The sequence below is a fragment of the Aeromicrobium sp. MLTX1 genome (genome assembly GCF_046452335.1).
Classification (GTDB): Bacteria; Actinomycetota; Actinomycetes; order Propionibacteriales; family Nocardioidaceae; genus Aeromicrobium.
Genome location: NZ_JBKFDN010000001.1, coordinates 1,213,839 through 1,232,332, shown reverse-complemented (window position 1 = coordinate 1,232,332; position 18,494 = coordinate 1,213,839). Strand labels below are relative to the sequence as shown.

The 18,494-nt window shown below is 70.8% G+C and carries 16 protein-coding genes and 2 tRNA genes; 6 read left to right on the top strand and 12 right to left on the bottom strand.

Annotated features, from left to right (window positions below):
* Positions 1-64: 64 nt before the first annotated feature.
* The 7 genes from ACK99Q_RS05795 to ACK99Q_RS05765 form a co-directional block, all read right to left on the bottom strand.
* Complete coding sequence (locus tag ACK99Q_RS05795) at positions 65-1,237, bottom strand: ABC transporter substrate-binding protein (RefSeq protein WP_410185254.1); 1,173 nt, start codon at positions 1,235-1,237, stop codon at positions 65-67.
* Positions 1,238-1,246: 9 nt separating this feature from the next.
* Positions 1,247-2,011, bottom strand: coding sequence for an ABC transporter ATP-binding protein (locus tag ACK99Q_RS05790; protein WP_410185253.1), 765 nt, complete (start codon positions 2,009-2,011; stop codon positions 1,247-1,249).
* On the bottom strand, positions 2,004-2,774 hold the full coding sequence (locus tag ACK99Q_RS05785) for an ABC transporter ATP-binding protein (RefSeq protein ID WP_410185252.1): 771 nt from the start codon (positions 2,772-2,774) through the stop codon (positions 2,004-2,006). The genes ACK99Q_RS05790 and ACK99Q_RS05785 overlap by 8 nt, the downstream gene beginning before the upstream one ends.
* A complete protein-coding gene (locus ACK99Q_RS05780) occupies positions 2,771-3,829 on the bottom strand; it encodes a branched-chain amino acid ABC transporter permease (protein WP_410185251.1) in 1,059 nt (352 codons plus the stop codon). The genes ACK99Q_RS05785 and ACK99Q_RS05780 overlap by 4 nt, the downstream gene beginning before the upstream one ends.
* A complete protein-coding gene (locus tag ACK99Q_RS05775) occupies positions 3,829-4,698 on the bottom strand; it encodes a branched-chain amino acid ABC transporter permease (protein ID WP_410185250.1) in 870 nt (289 codons plus the stop codon). The genes ACK99Q_RS05780 and ACK99Q_RS05775 overlap by 1 nt, the downstream gene beginning before the upstream one ends.
* Positions 4,699-4,705: 7 nt before the next feature.
* Positions 4,706-5,860: an NAD(P)/FAD-dependent oxidoreductase gene (locus ACK99Q_RS05770; RefSeq protein WP_410185249.1), complete on the bottom strand. Its 1,155-nt coding sequence runs from the start codon at positions 5,858-5,860 to the stop codon at positions 4,706-4,708.
* A gap of 143 nt (positions 5,861-6,003) precedes the next feature.
* A complete protein-coding gene (locus ACK99Q_RS05765; protein ID WP_410185248.1) occupies positions 6,004-7,125 on the bottom strand; it encodes a PucR family transcriptional regulator in 1,122 nt (373 codons plus the stop codon).
* A 92-nt stretch (positions 7,126-7,217) separates the two neighbouring features.
* On the opposite strand from ACK99Q_RS05765, the gene ACK99Q_RS05760 reads away from it, so the two are divergent.
* Both ACK99Q_RS05760 and ACK99Q_RS05755 read left to right on the top strand, forming a co-directional pair.
* Positions 7,218-10,745: an indolepyruvate ferredoxin oxidoreductase family protein gene (locus ACK99Q_RS05760; RefSeq protein WP_410186065.1), complete on the top strand. Its 3,528-nt coding sequence runs from the start codon at positions 7,218-7,220 to the stop codon at positions 10,743-10,745.
* Positions 10,742-11,500 (top strand): SDR family oxidoreductase, encoded by a 759-nt coding sequence (locus ACK99Q_RS05755; RefSeq protein WP_410185247.1) that lies wholly within the window; start codon positions 10,742-10,744, stop codon positions 11,498-11,500. The genes ACK99Q_RS05760 and ACK99Q_RS05755 overlap by 4 nt, the downstream gene beginning before the upstream one ends.
* Here ACK99Q_RS05755 and ACK99Q_RS05750 read toward each other — a convergent pair.
* On the bottom strand, positions 11,487-12,176 hold the full coding sequence (locus tag ACK99Q_RS05750; RefSeq protein WP_410185246.1) for a TetR/AcrR family transcriptional regulator: 690 nt from the start codon (positions 12,174-12,176) through the stop codon (positions 11,487-11,489). The genes ACK99Q_RS05755 and ACK99Q_RS05750 overlap by 14 nt on opposite strands.
* A 58-nt stretch (positions 12,177-12,234) precedes the next feature.
* On the opposite strand from ACK99Q_RS05750, the gene gluQRS reads away from it, so the two are divergent.
* On the top strand, positions 12,235-13,098 hold the full coding sequence (gene gluQRS, locus ACK99Q_RS05745) for a tRNA glutamyl-Q(34) synthetase GluQRS (RefSeq protein WP_410185245.1): 864 nt from the start codon (positions 12,235-12,237) through the stop codon (positions 13,096-13,098).
* 71 nt (positions 13,099-13,169) lie between these two features.
* Positions 13,170-13,246 (top strand) — tRNA-Asp (locus ACK99Q_RS05740).
* 52 nt (positions 13,247-13,298) lie between these two features.
* Here ACK99Q_RS05740 and ACK99Q_RS05735 read toward each other — a convergent pair.
* Positions 13,299-14,006, bottom strand: coding sequence for a hemerythrin domain-containing protein (locus tag ACK99Q_RS05735; RefSeq protein ID WP_410185244.1), 708 nt, complete (start codon positions 14,004-14,006; stop codon positions 13,299-13,301).
* Positions 14,007-14,164: 158 nt separating this feature from the next.
* Between ACK99Q_RS05735 and ACK99Q_RS05730 the strand changes: the two genes are divergently transcribed.
* Positions 14,165-14,241, top strand: a tRNA-Phe gene (locus tag ACK99Q_RS05730).
* 88 nt (positions 14,242-14,329) lie between these two features.
* Positions 14,330-15,634 (top strand): glycoside hydrolase domain-containing protein, encoded by a 1,305-nt coding sequence (locus ACK99Q_RS05725; protein WP_410185243.1) that lies wholly within the window; start codon positions 14,330-14,332, stop codon positions 15,632-15,634.
* 1 nt (position 15,635) lies between these two features.
* Here the strand turns inward: ACK99Q_RS05725 and ACK99Q_RS05720 are convergent, their stop codons facing one another.
* The 3 genes from ACK99Q_RS05720 to ACK99Q_RS05710 form a co-directional block, all read right to left on the bottom strand.
* Entirely contained in the window at positions 15,636-16,268 is a 633-nt protein-coding gene (locus ACK99Q_RS05720; RefSeq protein WP_410185242.1) for a LysE family translocator, read from the bottom strand.
* Positions 16,269-16,355: 87 nt separating this feature from the next.
* The gene (locus tag ACK99Q_RS05715) at positions 16,356-17,969 is read right to left on the bottom strand and encodes a DHA2 family efflux MFS transporter permease subunit (protein WP_410185241.1); all 1,614 of its coding nucleotides are present in this window, start codon (positions 17,967-17,969) and stop codon (positions 16,356-16,358) included.
* On the bottom strand, positions 17,950-18,408 hold the full coding sequence (locus tag ACK99Q_RS05710) for a MarR family winged helix-turn-helix transcriptional regulator (RefSeq protein ID WP_269303982.1): 459 nt from the start codon (positions 18,406-18,408) through the stop codon (positions 17,950-17,952). Before ACK99Q_RS05710 ends, ACK99Q_RS05715 begins: the two co-directional genes overlap by 20 nt.
* Positions 18,409-18,494 lie beyond the last annotated feature (86 nt).

The following is an 18,494-nucleotide window of genomic DNA, read 5'->3' as shown; positions in this document are numbered from 1 at the left end:
GCCGCCGCGATGGTGGGGAAGTGGTGCCCGGCGGGTGCGGAGCCCGCACCCGCCGGACCTGGACTCACGCGCCGGGGCGCGTCTTGATCTCGCCGCCCTGCACCTGCAGCAGCGACTGCGAGGGCTTGCCGGGGGTGACGGTGGGCTCGTGCTTGTCGTTGAAGACGAACTCGCCGACGATCGGCAGGTCGAAGGACTCGATGCCGTCGATCGTGCTGATCAGCGACTCGCGGTCCTCGGCACCCTCGTCGAAGGCCCGGAAGACGACCCACGCGGAGTCGTAGGCCACGGCCGCGCCCTCGCTGGGCTCACGGCCGTTCGCGTCGCTGAAGGCCTTGACGAACGCCTGCGTGCCCTCGCTGCTGCTGCCCGGGTCGAAGATCGCCGAGACGTACGTGCCCTCGGCGGCCTCGGCACCGGCGATGTTGACCAGCTCGGGGTTGTTGGCGCTGGCCGTGACCAGGATCGGCACGTCCAGACCGAGGGCCTTCGCCTGCTTGATCTGCAGCGCGGCGTCCGTGTAGAGGTTCAGCAGGACGAGGCTGTCGATGCCGGCGTTCTTCAGCTCGGTCAGCTGCGGGCTGAAGTCCTTCTGGCCCGTCGTGGTGACCAGGCTCTTGGCGACCGTGAGGCCCAGCTCCTCGGCGGCGGGCTCGAAGTTCTCCTTCAGGCCCACGCCGTAGTCGTCGTCCGACGAGATGACGCCGACGTTCTTGCCCTTGAGCTCGCCTGCGGCGAAGCTCGCCATCTCGGCGCCCAGCTTGGCGTCGTCGACGAGCGTGCGGAACAGGTTCTCGTGCAGCTCGGCCGTGATCTCGGGGTTCGAGGAGTAGCTGACGATCAGCGGGACGCCGCAGCGCTCGTAGATCGGCTCGGCGGCCAAGGTCGCGGAGGAGTTGACGTGGCCGAAGACGCCGATGACCTCGGTGTCGTCGCAGATCTTCTGCGCGACCGACGCGGCCTGGTTCGGGTCGCCCGCGTCGTCGTACTTGACGACCTTGATCTTCTTGCCCTTCAGCGGACCCTCGGGGATGCCGCCGCCCTCGGTGTACTGGTCGACGGCGAGCTGGATGCCCGCCAGCTGCTGCTGGCCGTACTCGGCACTGTCGCCGGTCATGGGCCCGGCGACCGCCAGGACGACGGTGTCGGAGTCACTGCTGCCGGAGCCTCCGCCACAGGCACTGGCCAGGAGGGCCGTGCTGAGGGCGGCGGCCAGGGCCACGCGCTTGCTGAACATGTGTTGCTCCTACTTCTCTTGCGGGGGGTGGGTGGCGGCAGCCGCCTCGGCATCGGCCGAGACGACGCCGAGGAACTGGTCGGCGAAGTGCTCGTTGTGACGCAGCTCCTCCGAGGTGCCGGAGTAGAGGATCGAGCCCGAGCCGAGCGCGTAGACGCGGTCGGCGATCTCCATCGCACCGAGCGCGTTCTGCTCGACGAGGAGCACCGTGACGCCGCGGTCGCGCAGCTGGCTCACGAGCTCGAGGATCTGGTCGGCGAGCACGGGCGACAGGCCCATCGACGGCTCGTCGAGCATGATCATCGTCGGGTTCGCCATGAGCGCGCGCTCCACGACGAGCCACTGCTGCTCGCCGCCGGAGAGCTGCCCGGCCGTGCTGCCGGCGCGGCGGGCCAGGATCGGCGTCGACGCGATGATCTCGTCGGCCCGCTTCGCCGCGGCGCGGAAGTCGCCGGTGTAGGCGCCCGCCATGAGGTTCTCGCGCAGCGTGAACCGGGGGAACACGTGGCGGCCCTCCGGGACGTGCACGAGTCCGGCCGAGACGATCCGGTGCGCCGGGGTCCGCGCGAGGTCGGTCCCGTCGAACGAGGCCTCCCCGCCCACGGGGCGCAGCAGGCCCGACAGCGTCTTGAGCAGCGTGGACTTGCCGGCACCGTTCGCACCGACCAGCGCGACGATCTCGCCGCGGTTGACCTCGATCGAGACGCCGTCGAGGGCGGTGACGGGGCCGTACTGGACGCACAGGTCCTGGGCCTTCAGCAACAGGTCAGGCATCGCGGAACCTCTTTCCCAGGTAGGCCTCGAGCACCTGCTCGTCCGAGCTCACGGTCTTCGGGTCGCCGTGGGCGATGCAGAGTCCGGCGTCGAGCACCATGACCCGCGAGGCCGTGTTCATGACGACGTTCATGTTGTGCTCGATGACCACGATCGACAGGTCGCGCTGGGCGTGGATCTGGCGGATCAGCGTCACGAGCGAGGCGGCCTCGCGCGGGTTCATGCCCGCGGCCGGCTCGTCGAGCAGGAGCAGCTTCGGCGACGTCGCCAGCGCCCGCGAGATCTCCACCCGGCGCTGGTCGCCGTAGCTGAGGTCCGTGGCGATGTGGTCGGCCTTGTCCGCGATCCCGACGAACTCGAGGATCTCGTCGGCGGCCAGACGGGCCGACGCCTCGCGGGACGACTTGCCGCGGCGCAGCGCGTCGTACCAGTGGAACGTCGAGTGCATCCCGATGAGGACGTTGTCCCGCACGGTGAGCCCGGGCGCGAGGCGGATGTTCTGGAACGTCCGCGCCAGCTTGTACCGCTTGCTCAGGATCCGCGAGGACGGCCAGCGGACGTCGCTGCCGCCGATCGTGAGCGAGCCCGACGTCGGCCTGTAGATGCCCGAGAGCACGTTGAGCAGGGTCGTCTTGCCCGAGCCGTTCGGCCCGATCAGGCCGACGATCTCGTTCTCGGCGACCTCGAAGTCGACACGGTCGAGGGCGATGACGCCTCCGAACCGGCAGCCGACGTCGGTCGCCTTCAGCAGGGTCGTGCTCATCGCGACACCTCTTCCTTCTCGTGCTCGTCCTCGACCTCGGCGGCGGGAGGCGCTGCGGCAGCCGCGCCCTTGCGGCGGCCGATCTTCCCGATGAACGGGAGCCGGACCGCGTTGGGCGTCCGCGAGCTCAGGCCGAAGATCTGGGCGAGACCGCCCGGACGCCACAGCAGGATCACGAGCATCAGCACGCCGAACACGGCCGAGCGGTAGTCGGCCAGGGCCCGCAGGTACTCGGTCGAGCCGATGACGAGGATCGAGCCGAGCAGCGGGCCGATCGTCGTGGCCATGCCGCCGATCAGGACGATCTCGACCACGAGGATCGACTGGTCGACCTTGAACGTCGCGGGTCCGACGAAGCCCAGCAGCAGCACCTGCAGCACGCCGGCGAGACCGGCGATCGCGCTGCCGATGCCGAAGGAGAGGACCTTCGTCAGCGGCACGTTGATGCCGTGGGCGCGGGCGATGATCTCGTCCTCGCGCACCGCGAGCATGGCCCGGCCGAAGTACGACCGTCCCAGCACCCAGGCGAAGCCCATCACGACGACGGTGACCCCGAGGATGAACAGGTACGTGTTCTCCAGCGGCGCCAGGTCCCAGCCGAAGAAGTTGCCCGCGGGGATGCCCGGCAGGCCGGTCGCACCGCCCGTCAGGTCCTTCTCGTTGATGAGGAACAGGTAGAAGATCTGGCCGACGCCGAGCGTCACGAGGGCGAGGTAGTCGCCGCCCGCGCGCCACGAGGTCAGTCCGACCAGGAGTCCCACCACGCCCGCGCCGACCGTGGCGGCGACCATGACGAGCAGCAGCGGCATCCCGGTGTCGAGCAGCAGCCGCGCCGAGACGTAGGCGCCGACGCCGAAGACGGCGGCGTGGCCGAAGCTCAGCAGCCCGGTGAACCCGAGGATGATGTTGAGGCCCGTGGCGAACACCGTGAACACGAGGATCAGCGCGGCGACGCGCACCGTGTACGGCTCGACGAGGTTCGGCAGCAGGACCGCGGCGACCAGCGCGATCGCGCCGATGGCCCAGAGGACCTTCTTGGGGAGTACCTGCAGCATCAGACACGCTCCTGGATGCGGGAACCGAGCAGGCCGGTGGGACGGACGAGGAGGATCGCGATCAGCAGGACGAACGCCACCGCGTCGCGGTAGGAGCCGGTCGCGGGGCCGACGGTGGACTCGAGCACGCCGATGACCAGGCCGCCGATCATGGCGCCCTGCAGGTTGCCGATGCCGCCGACGATCGCGGCCGCGAATCCCTTCAGCAGGACCGCGAAGCCCATGCCGAGGTAGACGACCTCGAGCGTGTTCGCGTAGAGCAGGCCGCCGACGACGCCCATCGCGCCACCGGTCAGGTAGACGACGGCGATCGTGCGGTTGACCGGCACGCCCATGAGGCGGGCCGCGGTCATGTCCTGCGCGACCGCGCGGATCGCGAAGCCCGCCTTGGTGAACTTCAGGAAGGCCAGGAAGGCGAACATCGCGACGAACGCCACGACCAGCGTGACCAGCGCGGACTTCGAGATCTGGAGGTCGCCGATGTGGACGTAGCCGCCGCCGGTGAACGACGGGAACGGCAGCGTGCCGTTGCCCCAGATGCGCTCGACGATGTTCCGGATGATGAGTCCGGCGCCGAGCGTGGTCATCATCGGGATGAGCAGGTGCTGGGTCAGCACCGGCCGTACCGCGACCTCCTCGACCGCGACCGCGAGCAGGCTGCCGACGACGATGCCGCCGAGGCACGCCAGGGGCAGCGGGACGCCGAGCGTGTAGAGCCCGTAGGTCGAGAACGCGCCGGCCATGAGGATGTCGCCGTGGGCGAAGTTGACCAGCCCGAGCGCGCCGTAGACGACCGAGAAGCCGATCGCCACGAGGGCGTACGTGCTGCCGATGGTCAGACCGTTGATGATCTGCTGCAGGAGCTCCATGGCGGCCTCAGTGCCCCGCGTCGACGAGCATGCCGGGACGGTGCGGGACGAGCGCCGCCGGGTCGAGGCCGCGGTCGAGCAGGTCCTGGGGAGCCTGCTCCCCGCGGGCCAGCGCCGCACCGAGGCGGGCCGTCGCGGGCGCGGTCTGGATGCCGTAGCCGCCCTGGCCGGCGAACCAGAAGAAGCCGGGCGCCTCGGGGTCCTCGCCGACCACGAAGTTGCGGTCGGGGACGAAGCTGCGCAGGCCGCCCCACGAGGTCGAGACGCCCTTCACGCCGATCGTCGTCGCGTCGTTGACCTCGTCGATCGCCCGCGAGATCTCGAGGGAGTCCGGCTTGGCGTCCTTGGGCTCGCTCGGCGTCTCGTCCGCCGGCGAGCACAGGAACTGCTCCCCCTCCGGCTTGACGTAGAAGGCCTGGTCGATGTCGCCCAGGATCGGCAGGTCCTTCGTGCCGGCGCCGCCGGGCGAGGAGACCATGAAGATCGTCCGCAGCAGCGGCCGCAGGCCGACCTGGCGCACGCCGGCCGCCTCGGCCACGACGTCGGCCCAGGCTCCGGCCGCGTTGACCACCAGCGGCGCTCGGCGGGTCTCGCCGTCGCTGGTGGTGACCGCCCAGCGGCCGTCGTCCTCGCGCTCGACGCGCTCGACCTTGGCGCCCTTGTGGATCTCGGCGCCGTTCTGGCGGGCCGTCCGGACGTAGCCGCCGTGGATCGCCAGGACGTCGAGCTCCATCGCGCCGGGCTCGTACATGCCGACGTTCGAGAAGCCGGGCCGCAGCAGCGGGAAGAGCTCCATCATCCGGGCCTCGTCGACCAGCTCGGCGTCGGGGACGAGGGGCAGCACGTCGGCGTGCAGCTCCTCGATCACGCTCTCGCGACCCTGCTTCGCGAACTGCAGCAGCGGCCGGGGCGTCATGAGGATCTGCTCGAACTCCGCGGGGGGCTTCGTGAGGAACTCGCGGCTGCCCGTGGTGAGGGCGCGGATGTTCGGTCCGCCGTAGGTCTCCAGGAACGTCGCGGCCGATCGGCCGGTCGTGTGGAACGCCAGCGAGGACTCCATCTCGACGAGGCAGACCGACCGGTCGCTCGACAGCTCGCTGGCGATCGACACACCGGCGATTCCGCCGCCGACGACGATCACATCGAATTCGGACTGGGTCATGCGCTCGACTCCCTACCTCGGATCCACGTGACATCCGTCACAGGATCAGCACTATGACACCCGAAGATAGCGGGGCACAAGCGAGCGCTTAGTCAACATTGCGTTTCCGCAATGTAAAAAACTGAGATTGCAGGGAAAACTAGTTACAGCACTGCAGCGAGCAGTGACTGAGAGAGCCCTCGGAAGGTCTTTGCGTCCCATCCAGTGAGACGATTCCACCGGTCCAGGCGGTACGCCACGCTGTTCGGGTGCAGGTGCAGGACCCGCGCCGTGTCGGCGATCGAGAAGCCGGTGTCAACGTACACATCCAGCGTCTCGACGAGGTGCGGATTGGCCTCGACGACCTCGCGGAGCCCCCGCACGATCGGCTCCAGACGGTCCGCCTGCGAGCGGATCGTCGCCCGCAGCCAGTCCTCGTCGAACCGGCGCGTGGGCTGGGCGTCGGTCGCGATCTCGAGGCACAGCCGCGCGTCGAGCAGCGAGTCGCGGGCGCCCTCGAGCCCGGCGCGCTCGAGGCCCACCCCGAGCCGCACGTCGGGCTCCGCCGCGCGGATCGTGAGCTCGAGCTCGTCGGCGCTGCAGCCCTGGGCCAGGACCTGGACGCCCGCGGGGTGACCGACCGCGAAGGCGGTGCCCCGTCGAAGCCCGCTGGTCAGGCCCGCCGCCTGCGCCAGCGGGTCGTCCTCGAGACCCACCCACGCGGCGACGAAGGCTCCGGAGGGGTCGAGCCCGAGCGTGACGGCCACGTCGTGCGCCTCGGCCGCCAGCTCGTCGCGCTGCAGCAGCTCGACCAGCCGCTGGCGCAGCGACAGCGCGTGGGTCTGCCGCGCCCGGGCCGTGGTCTCGTAGGCCGCGACGATCTCCGACGTCATGACCTCGATCGACCGCCACAGCAGCGTCGCCAGTCCCGGGAGGCAGGAGGTCTCCTCGTCGGCGTAGGCGACGAGGTTCTGCCACAGCTCGCGGTTGCCCACGTGGTACGCCCCGATGACGGTCGCGACGCTCACGCCCTGGGTGGCCCGCAGCCGGCCGAGGTCGGCCGCGCGCGCCCGCTGGCTGCCGCTCACGACCTCGTTCCGGCCGAGGGCGATCAGCAGCAGCCGCTGCTGCTCGGTGACGTGCTCGACGTGGTCGTCCAGCGGCACGAGCGAGTACTCGGGCTGGGCGAGCCGGATGCTGCGCGTGATCCGAGGTCCGAGCTCGTCCAGATCGGCCGCGACCCGGGCGCACAGGGCCGTCGCGAGGCGCTTCTCGTGGTCGTCCATGACCCTCCTTTGTGGAATCCACCAAAGGCCAGTCGGTTCTGGCCCGGATTTGGTGCTTCTGACCGGTGATATCACGAGTCAGGTCCGATTGAATCAGAGATCCACGTCACAGGAGGTCGTCGATGAAGCTCTCGGATCGCTACACGGTCGAGGACGGAACCGTCTTCATGTCCGGTCTGCAGGCGCTCGTGCGCCTCCCGCTGGACGTCGCGCGCTTCGACCGTCGCGAGGGCCGTGCGACAGCCGGTCTCGTGTCCGGCTACGAGGGATCGCCCCTCGCCGGCTACGACCTCGAGCTCTCGCGCCAGCAGCAGCTGCTCGACGCGGCCGACGTCCAGTTCAAGCCCGGGCTCAACGAGGAGCTCGCGGCGAACATCGTCCAGGGCAGCCAGCTCGCCGGCAACGCCACCGACCGGATCAACGACGGGATCGTCGGCTACTGGTACGGCAAGGCGCCCGGTCTCGACCGGGCCTCCGACGCGCTCCGCCACGCGAACCTCGGCGGCGCCCACCACGAGGGCGGCGCCGTCGCCATCGTCGGCGACGACTCGATCGCGAAGTCCTCGACCGTCCCCAGCTCGAGCGAGATCGCGATCGCCGAGCTGGGCATGCCCGTGCTCGTGCCCGCCGACCCGGCCGAGTGCCTCCGACTGGGCCTGCACGCCGTGGTGATGTCGCGCTTCAGCGGCCTGTGGACGGGCCTCAAGATCGCGACGAACGTCGCCGACGGCACCGCCAGCACCACCGTGTCGTCCGACTTCGCCCCCGTCATCCCCTCGCGTCGCATCGCGGGCCGGGACTTCACCCACACCGTCAGCGCGCGCTTCCTCCAGCCGACCCTGGCCGAGCTCGAGCGCAGCCTCTTCACCGAGCGCATCGAGCTGGCCCGGCGCTACATCGTGGCCAACGACATCAACCGCGTCGAGGGCGCCGGGGACGGGGCCGTCGTCGGCATCGTCGCCGCCGGCGGCACCTACTACGACGTCCGCCAGGCGCTCGCGGGACTCGGCCTCGACGACGAGGACCTCGAGGCGAGCGGCATCCGGCTGCTCAAGCTCGGTGCCGTGCACCCGCTCGACCCCGAGCAGATCAAGGACTTCGCGATCGGCCTGTGCGAGGTCATCGTCGTCGAGGAGAAGCGCTCGTTCGTCGAGTCGGCCCTCAAGGAGATCCTCTACGGCCACCTCGAGGCGCCGTCCGTCAGCGGCAAGCGCACGCTGACCGGCCTACCGCTGTTCCGGGCGGACGCCGACCTGACCCCCGAGATCATCGCCGACGTCCTGCGGTCACGGCTGGCCGAGCACGTCTCGCTGCCCGAGGTCGAGGTCGAGCTCACGACCCGTCCCCGCCGCAGGGCCCGCATCCAGCTGCCGCTGCTGACGGCGAACCGCACGCCCTACTTCTGCTCGGGCTGCCCCCACAACCGGTCGACCAAGGTGCCCGAGGGCTCGCTGGTCGGCGCCGGCATCGGCTGCTCGGGCATGGTCTCGCTGATGCCCGAGGAGCGCGTCGGCGACGTCATCGGCATGACGCAGATGGGCGGCGAGGGCGCCACGTGGATCGGCATGTCGCCGTTCGTCGAGAGCGGCCACCTCTTCCAGAACATGGGCGACGGCACGTTCCACCACTCCGGCTCGCTCGCGATCCGCGCGGCCGTCGCCTCGGGCGCGAACATCACCTACAAGCTCCTGTACAACTCCGCCGTGGCGATGACCGGCGGCCAGGAGGCCGTCGGCCTCATGACGGTCGACGAGATCGTCGAGGAGCTGCTCGCCGAGGGCGTGGCCAAGGTCGTCATCACCACCGAGGAGCCCCGCCGCTACCGGCGCCGCCGGCTGCCGAAGGGCGTCGACGTCCGCCACCGCGACGAGCTCATGCGCACGCAGGAGGAGCTCAGCCGCACCCCCGGCGTCACCGTCCTCGTCAACGACCAGGAGTGCGCCACCGAGCTGCGCCGCAAGCGCAAGCGCAAGATCGTCGAGGCGCCCCCGACGCGCGCCTTCATCAACCAGCGCGTCTGCGAGGGCTGCGGCGACTGCGGCGACAAGTCCAACTGCCTCTCGGTGCATCCGGTGAGCACGGAGCTGGGGCGCAAGACCAAGATCCACCAGGCCTCCTGCAACATCGACCTGTCGTGCCTCGACGGCGACTGCCCCTCCTTCCTCACCGTCACCCCGGGCGGCGCGAAGGCCAAGCGCGTCGTCCCCGCGCTCTCCGCGGACGTGCTCCCCGAGCCCGAGCCGGTCGTCTCGGCGGACTCCTTCGAGATGCGCATCACGGGCATCGGCGGCACGGGCGTCGTCACCGTCTCCCAGATCGTCGCGACCGCGGCCCAGATCGACGGGCGCTTCGTGCGCGGTCTCGACCAGACGGGCCTGGCCCAGAAGGGCGGCGCCGTCGTCTCGGACGTCAAGCTCAGCACCGCCCCGGTGGACCGCGCCAACAAGATCGCCTCCGGCCAGGCCGACCTCTACCTCGGCTGTGACGTCCTCGTCGCCGCGCAGGACTCCTACCTCGGCGTCGCCCACGAGGAGCGCACCGTCGCTATCGTCTCGACGGCCGAGGTCCCGACGGGCGCCATGGTCACCGACACGACGGTCTCGTTCCCCGAGGCCGAGAGCACGGTCGGCCGCATCCAGCAGGTCACCCGCGAGCAGGAGAGCCGCTTCGTCGACGCCCGGGCGATGACGCTCGACCTGTTCGACGACGACCAGTTCGCGAACATCTTCCTGCTGGGCGTCGCCCACCAGGCCGGCGCGCTGCCGGTCCGGGCGACCAGCATCGAGACCGCGCTCGAGCTCAACGGCGTGGCCGTGGAGCGCAACGTGCAGGCCTTCCGCCGCGGACGCCAGTTCGTCGCCGACCGCGCGGCGCTGCTGACGGACCTCACCGCCGAGGCCCCCGAGACGGCGGCGCTGGCTCCGGTCTCCGACCGGGTGCGCTCGCTCGTCGCGCAGGCGGGCTTCGCCGAGGGCGCCGCCGACACCGAGCTGGTCACGTCGCGCGCGGCCGACCTCGAGTCGTACCAGAGCCTCGCCTACGCCCGCCGCTACCTCGAGGTCGTCGGACAGGTGCGCGAGCGGGAGGCCTCGACGGCTCCCGGCTCGAGCGAGCTGACGCTCGCCGTGGCGCAGCACCTGCACAAGGTGATGGCGTACAAGGACGAGTACGAGGTCGCCCGCCTGTCGATCGACCCGTCGCTCGACGCGGCCCTCGAGGCCGAGTTCGGTCCCGGCGCGAAGGCGCAGTACCGCCTGCACCCGCCGATGCTGCGGGCGCTGGGCATGAAGCGCAAGATCGCGCTGGGCGCCTGGTTCAAGCCGGCGTTCCGCGCGCTCTACGCGATGCGCCGCCTGCGGGGCACCGCCCTCGACCCGTTCGGCATGGCGAAGGTGCGCCGGGCCGAGCGGCAGCTGCGCGAGGAGTACGTCGAGCTCGTCGGGCGGATCTCGCGCGACCTGCCCGAGCTGGGCGTCGAGCGCGCGGCCGCCATCGCGGCGCTGCCCGACCTCGTCCGGGGCTACGAGGACATCAAGCTGCGCAACATCGAGCTCTACCGCGAGCGTCTCGCCGAGGCCCTCGCGCCCGCCGGCCCGGCCCTCACGGAGGTGACCGCGTGAGCGGACTGTTCGACGTCGCCGGCCGCACCGTGCTGGTGACGGGCGGCGGGCGCGGGATCGGCCGGATGATCGCCGACGGGTTCGTGGCCGCGGGCGCCGAGGTGCACGTGGTCTCCCGGCGCCTCGACGTCGAGGAGCTGCGCGCGGCGGGTCTGCGACCCTGGGTCGCCGACCTCTCGAGCGAGGCCGGCTGCGCCGCGTTCGCGTCGGAGTTCGCCGACGCCACCGGGCGGTTGGACGTGCTGGTGAACAACGCCGGCGCCACGTGGGGCGCTCCGCTGGAGGAGTTCGACTCCGCGGCGTGGGACAAGGTGGTCGACCTCAACCTCAAGTCGCCGTTCTTCCTCGTCCGCGAGCTCGCGACGCTCCTCGAGGCGTCGGCCACACCGGACGCGCCCTCGCGGATCGTCAACATCGGGTCGATCGACGGCCTGCGCGTCCCGACGCTCTCCACCTATTCCTATACGGCGTCGAAGGCGGCGCTCCATCACCTCACGCGCGTGCTGGCCGTCGAGCTCGGTCCGCGGAGCATCACGGTCAACGCGATCGCCCCCGGACCGTTCGAGTCCAAGATGATGGCGGCGGTGCTGGCCGAGTCCCGCGACGAGTTCGAGGGGGCCGCTCCCCTGGGCCGCATCGGGCGCCCCGACGACGCCGCGGCGCTGGCCATCCTGCTGGCGGCCCCGGGAGGCTCCTTCCTCACGGGCACCGTGATCCCGCTCGACGGCGGCCTCAGCATCGTCAGTCCGCGCTGACGTGCCCCAGCATCTGCAGGATCAGCCCGACGTGGTGGTCGGCCAGCTCGTCGATCGTGCGTGACGAGCGCTCGTTGAACCACGGGGAGACATCCGCGAGCCGCAGCACCGCCCGCGTCGCGGTGTGCACGTCCGGCACGCTGAAGTCGCCCTGCTCGATGCCGGCCCGGACCACCGTCTCGACGATCTGGTGGATCTCGTCGGCCATCCCGAGCACCTCGGCGAGCTGGCTCAGGCCGAGCGCGCGGTAGTCGCGGTTGACCACGAGGACGACGATCTTCTCCTCGGCGTGGAACCGCAGGTACTCGCGGACGATCACCGAGATCGTCTCCACGGGCGGGGCGCCGCGGTCGACGATCTCGCGCAGCATGTCGATCACGTAGCGGAAGGTGATCGCCGACATCTCGTGCAGCAGCTCGGACTTGGTGTCGTAGTAGGTGTAGAGACTCGCCGGGCTGGCCTCGGCCACGGTCGCGATGTCGCGGGTCGTCGTGGCGTGGAAGCCGCGGCCTGAGAACGCCACGACGGCGGCCACGAGGAAGCGGAAGCGACCGGCCGGCTCGACGCCGTCGAAGAGACCGCGCGGGCTGATCGCGGCCGGACTGCGCTGGAACGACATGCGTCGGCGGGCGGCCAGCTCCACGAAGTCTTCGGGCTCGGCGCCGTGGGATGTCACGGCAGCGACTCTAGTGGTTGGTGCGCCGGGCTACCGAACGGTCACTAGGGTCGGGAGGGTGGCCGGACGCTTCGCTCCGTCGCCGTCGGGCGACCTGCACCTGGGGAACCTGCGCACCGCGGTCCTCGCGTGGCTGTTCGCCCGCGCCGACGGACGCCCCTTCCTGATGCGGGTCGAGGACCTCGACCGCCAGCGCTCGCGGCCCGAGTTCGAGGCCAGCCAGCTCGCCGACCTCGCCTCCCTCGGGCTGACCTGGGACGGCCCGGTCGTCCGCCAGTCCGAGCGCGACCCTCTCTACGCCGCCGCGCTCGAGCGCCTCACCGCGGCGGGCCTGACCTTCGAGTGCTTCTGCACGCGCCGCGAGATCGCCGAGGCGGTCAGCGCGCCGCACGGCCCGCCCGGCTCGTACCCCGGCACGTGCCGCGACCTCACCGAGAGCGAGCGTGAGGCGCGCCGGGCCGAGCGCTCCCCCGCGATCCGGCTGCGCGCCCGCGAGCGCTCGTGGACGATCCGCGACGAGCTGCACGGCGAGGTCGAGGGCCACGTCGACGACCTCGTCCTGCGACGCGGCGACGGCGCCCACGCCTACAACCTCGCGGTCGTGGTCGACGACGCCGACCAGGGCGTCGACCAGGTCGTCCGGGGCGACGACCTCCTCGACGCGGCCCCCGCGCAGGCCTATCTGACGCACGTCCTGGGTGCCCCCGCGCCGGTCTACGCGCACGTCCCGCTGGCCCTCAACGCCGAGGGCCGGCGTCTGGCCAAGCGCGACGGCGACGTGACCCTGCGCGACCTCTCCCCCGAGCAGGCGTGGGAGCTGATCGGCACGTCCCTGGGCGTCGCCGCGCGCTCCCCCGAGGCCCTGCTCACCGAGCTGGACCCCCGGGAGATCAGCCGCGAGCCCTGGATCGTCGCGTTCTGACCACCCCCGTTTTGGAGAGTCGCAGAACCGTCGGGTAGTCTTGCGGTCGCGGTTGAAACCGCAACGCACAAGGCCCCGTGGCGCAGTTGGTTAGCGCGCCGCCCTGTCACGGCGGAGGTCGCGGGTTCGAGTCCCGTCGGGGTCGCCAGTGCTGAGAGCCCCGCCCGTATGGGCGGGGCTCCTCTCGTTTCCGTGAGCGCTCAGGCCGCGCCGAACGCCGCCGTCTCCTGCGCCTGGAACCTGCGGCGCCCGAGGGCGTTGATGATGCGCAGCGCGGGGCCGCCGAGGTTCAGCACCCGGTGCTCCGCGTCGGCCGGGAGGCCCTTGAGCGCCCACGGCACGAACAGCCGGGCCTGCGCGAGCGACTGCTTCGGACGGAACCGGGTGCGCTCGAGCTCCTCCCACTCGCTGCCGCCCACGTAGCGGTGCAGGATCGGGATGGCCGCGCTCTCCTCGTGCCCCAGGTGCTGGTCCAGTGCCTCGCCGAGCTCCTCGAGCGAGTCCGACAGCAGGTCGTGCGCGCGCACGTCGCCGCCGGCCGAGAGCCGCTGGAGGGCGGCGGATGCCGCCGTCAGCAGCGGGTCGAGGACCGCGTGCTCGGCCTCCATCTCGTGCAGGACGCGCTCGGACTCCGCGTCGGACGCGGCGCGCACCCGCTCGAGCAGCAGCGGCCAGAGGATCTCGTCCTCCTTCGTGTGGTGCTGGTGCAGCTCGTGCGTGAACAGCGACCAGCGCTCGGCCAGCAGGATCCAGCGCGGGGTGTCGTCGGTGGCGGCGTGCGCGGAGGCGCGGGTGAAGTCCCGCAGGTCGCGCCGGAACGCGTGGTGCAGGACGTACATCATCGTCATGTCGGCGGGGCCTTCGGGCGCGGCGGCCTGACCCGGCAGCAGCAAGGGGGTGGGGGACATCTGCCTTCTCTCTCGGGACTGCGGTGCAACGGGGGTGGGACGCGCGGGCGCGGCCACCCACGACCGGAGAGCACCCTGCGCCGCCGCTGATACGCGACCGAGGCGATTTCGGTGGCGCGGTGGCCGTGCGGTAGGGTGAACGTCGCTCCACGGAGCACGGCCAGGTAGCTCAGTTGGTACGAGCGTCCGCCTGAAAAGCGGAAGGTCGCCGGTTCGACCCCGGCCCTGGCCACCACCTCGAGATCCCCGGTCCCCGACCGGGGATTCTTGCTTTCTGGGGCAAGCGTGTCGACGCCCGCGACGCATCGACCTACGCTGGAACGATGCGCTCCACCGTCCTCCAGGTCGCCCGCCGACTCGTCGTCGTGCTCGGCCTGCTGCTCACCGCCTCGCTGCTCGCGGCGCCCGCCCACGCCGCGAAGCCGAGCTCGCCGAAGCGCTTCGGCGGCTACGCCTTCGACACGTGCGTGGCTCCCTCGAACGACGTCATGGACGCGTGGAACGTCGCCTCGCCGTACACCGTGGTCGGCATCTACACCTCGGGCAACTCGCGCTACTGCGACGAGTCGAAGCAGCCGTACCTCAGCCCCGCGTGGGTCCAGCGGCAGGCGTCGCGCGGCTGGCTCTTCCTGCCGATCCACGTCGGCTACCAGGCGCCCTGCTTCGACTCGAAGTCCGCGAAGAAGCGCATGGCGTACGACCGCGGGAAGGCCCGTGCCCAGGCGCGCGCCGACGCGGACGAGGCCGTGCGCGCCGCCGCCCGCTACGGCTTCGCCAAGAAGAACGCGGTCTACCTCGACATCGAGTGGTACGACCGCGCGAACCGTCGCTGCAACGCCGCGGTGCTGAGCTTCATCGACGCGTTCGTCCAGCGCGTGCACCAGCGCGGCTACAAGGTCGGTCTCTACTCGAGCGCCTCCGCCGCGATCCAGGCGGTCGACGAGGTGCGTCACGCCGGCTCCAAGAACTTCGACTACCCCGACCAGATGTGGTTCGCCTGGACGAACAAGAAGGCGAACACGAACGGGCGTCCCTACCTGCAGAACACGTTCTGGAAGCGCGACCGTCTGCACCAGTACCACAACAACGTCGAGGTCTCCTACCGCGGACGCAAGGTGCTGATCGACAAGAACGTCCTCACCGTCGGCGGCGGCTCCAAGGCCAAGAAGGAGCAGAAGGTCTGCGGCATCAAGCCCACGCTCAACCGCTACCGCACCCTCAAGGCGGGCTCGCGCGGCGGCGACGTGAAGCTGCTCCAGTGCCTGCTCAAGCGCGCCGGTCACGGCGCCACCGTCACCGGTCGCTGGAACGCCCGCACGACGAAGGCGGTGAACTCCTACCGCGCCTCGCTCGGCTGGTCGCAGACCTCCACCGCCTCGCGCTCAGTGTGGACGGCGCTGCTGTCGCGCGGCAAGACGCCGATCGCCCTCAAGCGCGGGAAGGTCGGCGAGCCGGTGCACCGCCTGCAGCGCTCGCTGCGAGCGGCGGGCCAGAAGGTGGACGTGACGGGCATCTACGACGCCCGCACCACCACGGCCGTGCGGACCTACCGCAAGACGGTCGGGCTGCCGACCTACCAGACCGCCGACCAGGCGGTCTGGGACGCGCTCCAGCGCGGTCGCCGCTGACTCAGGTGCGGCTGGTGGTCAGCAGGATGCCGCCGAGGCCCACCAGCATCGCGCCGCCGGAGCGCCGCACGGCCGCCAGCCGGCGCGGCGAGCCCGTGAACCACTGGCGGGCGGTGCCGGCCAGCAGCGCCCAGCCCGAGTCGCACACGATCGCGATGAGCAGGAAGAGCACGCCGAGCACGGCCATCTGCAGGCCGATGGCGCCGGACTCGAAGCTCACGAACTGCGGCAGCACGGCGACGAAGAAGACGATGGTCTTGGGGTTGGTCGCACCGACCACGAACCCCTCCCCCAGCGCCCGCCAGGGCGACTCCTCGGGGCCCTCGACCTCGGCGCTGACCGAGAGCGACGCGTGTCGCATCGCCTGCACGCCCAGGTACACGAGATAGCCGGCGCCCAGCACCTTCACGATCGTGAACAGGACCGCCGAGCCGGCCACGATCGCGCCCAGGCCCAGCGAGACCGCCAGGACCACCGGCAGTCCACCGAGCCCGTTGCCCAGCACGCTGAGGATGCCGGCACGGCGCCCGTGCGCCAGCGATCGGCCGATCACGAACAGGACGCTCGGGCCGGGGATGAGGATCAGCACGAGCGAGGCGAGCGCGAAGGCGAGCAGCTGGTCGAGGGCGGGCACGGCTGCAGCGTAGTCCTCCGCGGGGCCTGCGGGGAACGACGACGGCCCACCCGGGAGCCGGGTGGGCCGTCGTGGCGGGAGTGACCGTCAGTGCATGACGACCGGGGGGTGACCCTGGTCGTCGAGCAGCTTCACGGGCTCGCTCTTGCGGGGCAGGAACGCGACCGGGATCAGCGTCACCAGGAGCACCGCGAAGGCGACCCAGTAGGACTGCTCGAACGCGTGGGCCAGGTCGTTGAAGCCTGCCTGCAGCTGCTCGGGCGAGACGCCGAGCATCGAGACCAGCTGCGAGCCCTGGTCGGTGTGCGACGCGGCCGCCAGCTGCGCGGGCGTGAGGCCCTCGTCGACGCCGGGCAGTGCCTCCGAGCCCGGGATGATCGAGCCCTTCTGCATGCCGTTGGTCAGGACCACCGAGATGACCGCGATACCGGAGGCGCTGGCGACCTGCTGCACGACGTTGAGCAGCGTCGAGCCGCGGGCGACCTCGTGCGAGGTGAGCGTCTTGAGCGCCGACGTGAAGATCGGCATCATCGTGGCACCCATGCCCAGGCCCATGACGAACAGCCAGCCGATGATCTGCCAGTACGGCGTGCTGGGCTCGGTGCTCTGGGCGACGCCGAACATGCCGACCAGGATGCCGGCGAAGCCGAACGGGACGATCCGGCCGACCGGGACCCGGTCGACGAGCGAGCCGGCGATCGGCATCGTCAGCATCGCGCCGATGCCCTGCGGGGCCACCAGGATGCCGGCCATCATGACCGACTCGCCGTGGACCTGCTGGAAGTACGTGGGCACCAGCAGCAGCGCGCCGAAGAAGGCGCCGGCGAACAGGAACATCACGATGAGCGAGACCCGCAGGTTGCGGTTCCCGAGCAGGCGCAGGTCCAGCAACGGGTGCTTCGGACGGAACGACCACACGACGAACGCGCCGATGAGCAGCACGCCGATGACCGTGGGGACGATGACCTTGGTGGCCATGGCGGTGCCCTCGCCCGGGATGGACGAGATGCCGTAGAGCAGCAGGGCCAGGCCCGGCGACATGAGCAGCATGCCGATCACGTCGAGCGACTCGCTGGGCTCGGGGGCGTCCTTGGGCAGCACGCGCGCGGCGTAGACCAGGCCGATGAGGCCGATGGGCAGGTTGATGAGGAACACCCAGTGCCACGACGCGGCGTCGATGAGGATGCCGCCGATGATGGGGCCGAGGATCGGGCCCAGCAGCATCGGGATGCCCAGGATCGCCATGAGGCGACCCATGCGGTGCGGGCCGGCCGCCCGGGTCATGATCGTCATGCCGAGGGGCATGAGCATGCCGCCGCCGAGGCCCTGCAGGACGCGGAAGGCGATGAGCGACTCGATGTTCCAGGCCGCGGCGCACAGCACCGAGCCGAGGGTGAACAGCGCGATCGCGGTCATGTAGAGGCGCTTGGTGCCGAAGCGGTCGGCCGCCCAGCCCGTCAGCGGGATGACGGCCGCGAGGGCCAGCATGTAGGCGGTGGCGGTCCAGGCGACGGTCGCATACTTGAGCGGCTCGCCGTCGGTGGACAGCTCGGTCTGGAACGTGGGCAGGGCTACGTTGACGACGGTGACGTCGAGGATCGACATGATCGCGCCGAGCACGACCACGCCGGCGACCTTGAGGATCTCCGGAGTGATCTTGTCGTCGTCGGCGGCGACTCCTTCAGGAGGACTGGCTGACATCTGATTCTTCTTTCGCAAGGGGCTTGAGGGCCTCGACGAGCGCGAGGCACTGATCGGTGTCGAGGGTGCCGAGCAGCGTGCGCACGGCGTCCTCCTTGGACTTCAGGTGGCTCTGCGCCAGGCTGCGTCCACGGTCGGTGAGGGTGACGAGCTTGACCCGCCGGTCCTCGGGGTTCTCGGTGCGCACGACGAGCTTCTTGCGCACCAGCTGCTGGATGTTCCGCCCCGCGGCCGCCGGCGAGAGCCCGACCGACTCGGCCAGGTCGCCGATGGCGACGGGGTGCTCGTAGTGGGCGAGCACGAACGAGAGCCGCGCCTGCGTGAACGACAGGTCGAGTCCCGCCACGGACTCCAGCGACTCGCCCTCGGCCGTCGTGAACACCCGCCCGAGGAATCCTCGGACGGCTTCGAACGCGCAGGCATGGGGTGACTGGGTCATGACCGGGAAATACTAACGCACATGCAACTATTGCGGAACCGTGACCTTCGTTACGCCCCGCGTGGACAAGGAGTTTCCCGCACTGC

Bases quoted from the DNA above. Each gene is read 5' to 3' on its own strand.
- ACK99Q_RS05795 (WP_410185254.1), bottom strand. From the start codon at position 1,237: ATGTTCAGCAAGCGCGTGGCCCTGGCCGCCGCCCTCAGCACGGCCCTC.
- ACK99Q_RS05790 (WP_410185253.1), bottom strand. From the start codon at position 2,011: ATGCCTGACCTGTTGCTGAAGGCCCAGGACCTGTGCGTCCAGTACGGC.
- ACK99Q_RS05785 (WP_410185252.1), bottom strand. From the start codon at position 2,774: ATGAGCACGACCCTGCTGAAGGCGACCGACGTCGGCTGCCGGTTCGGA.
- ACK99Q_RS05780 (WP_410185251.1), bottom strand. From the start codon at position 3,829: ATGCTGCAGGTACTCCCCAAGAAGGTCCTCTGGGCCATCGGCGCGATC.
- ACK99Q_RS05775 (WP_410185250.1), bottom strand. From the start codon at position 4,698: ATGGAGCTCCTGCAGCAGATCATCAACGGTCTGACCATCGGCAGCACG.
- ACK99Q_RS05770 (WP_410185249.1), bottom strand. From the start codon at position 5,860: ATGACCCAGTCCGAATTCGATGTGATCGTCGTCGGCGGCGGAATCGCC.
- ACK99Q_RS05765 (WP_410185248.1), bottom strand. From the start codon at position 7,125: ATGGACGACCACGAGAAGCGCCTCGCGACGGCCCTGTGCGCCCGGGTC.
- ACK99Q_RS05735 (WP_410185244.1), bottom strand. From the start codon at position 14,006: ATGTCCCCCACCCCCTTGCTGCTGCCGGGTCAGGCCGCCGCGCCCGAA.
- ACK99Q_RS05725 (WP_410185243.1), top strand. From the start codon at position 14,330: ATGCGCTCCACCGTCCTCCAGGTCGCCCGCCGACTCGTCGTCGTGCTC.
- ACK99Q_RS05715 (WP_410185241.1), bottom strand. From the start codon at position 17,969: ATGTCAGCCAGTCCTCCTGAAGGAGTCGCCGCCGACGACGACAAGATC.
- ACK99Q_RS05710 (WP_269303982.1), bottom strand. From the start codon at position 18,408: ATGACCCAGTCACCCCATGCCTGCGCGTTCGAAGCCGTCCGAGGATTC.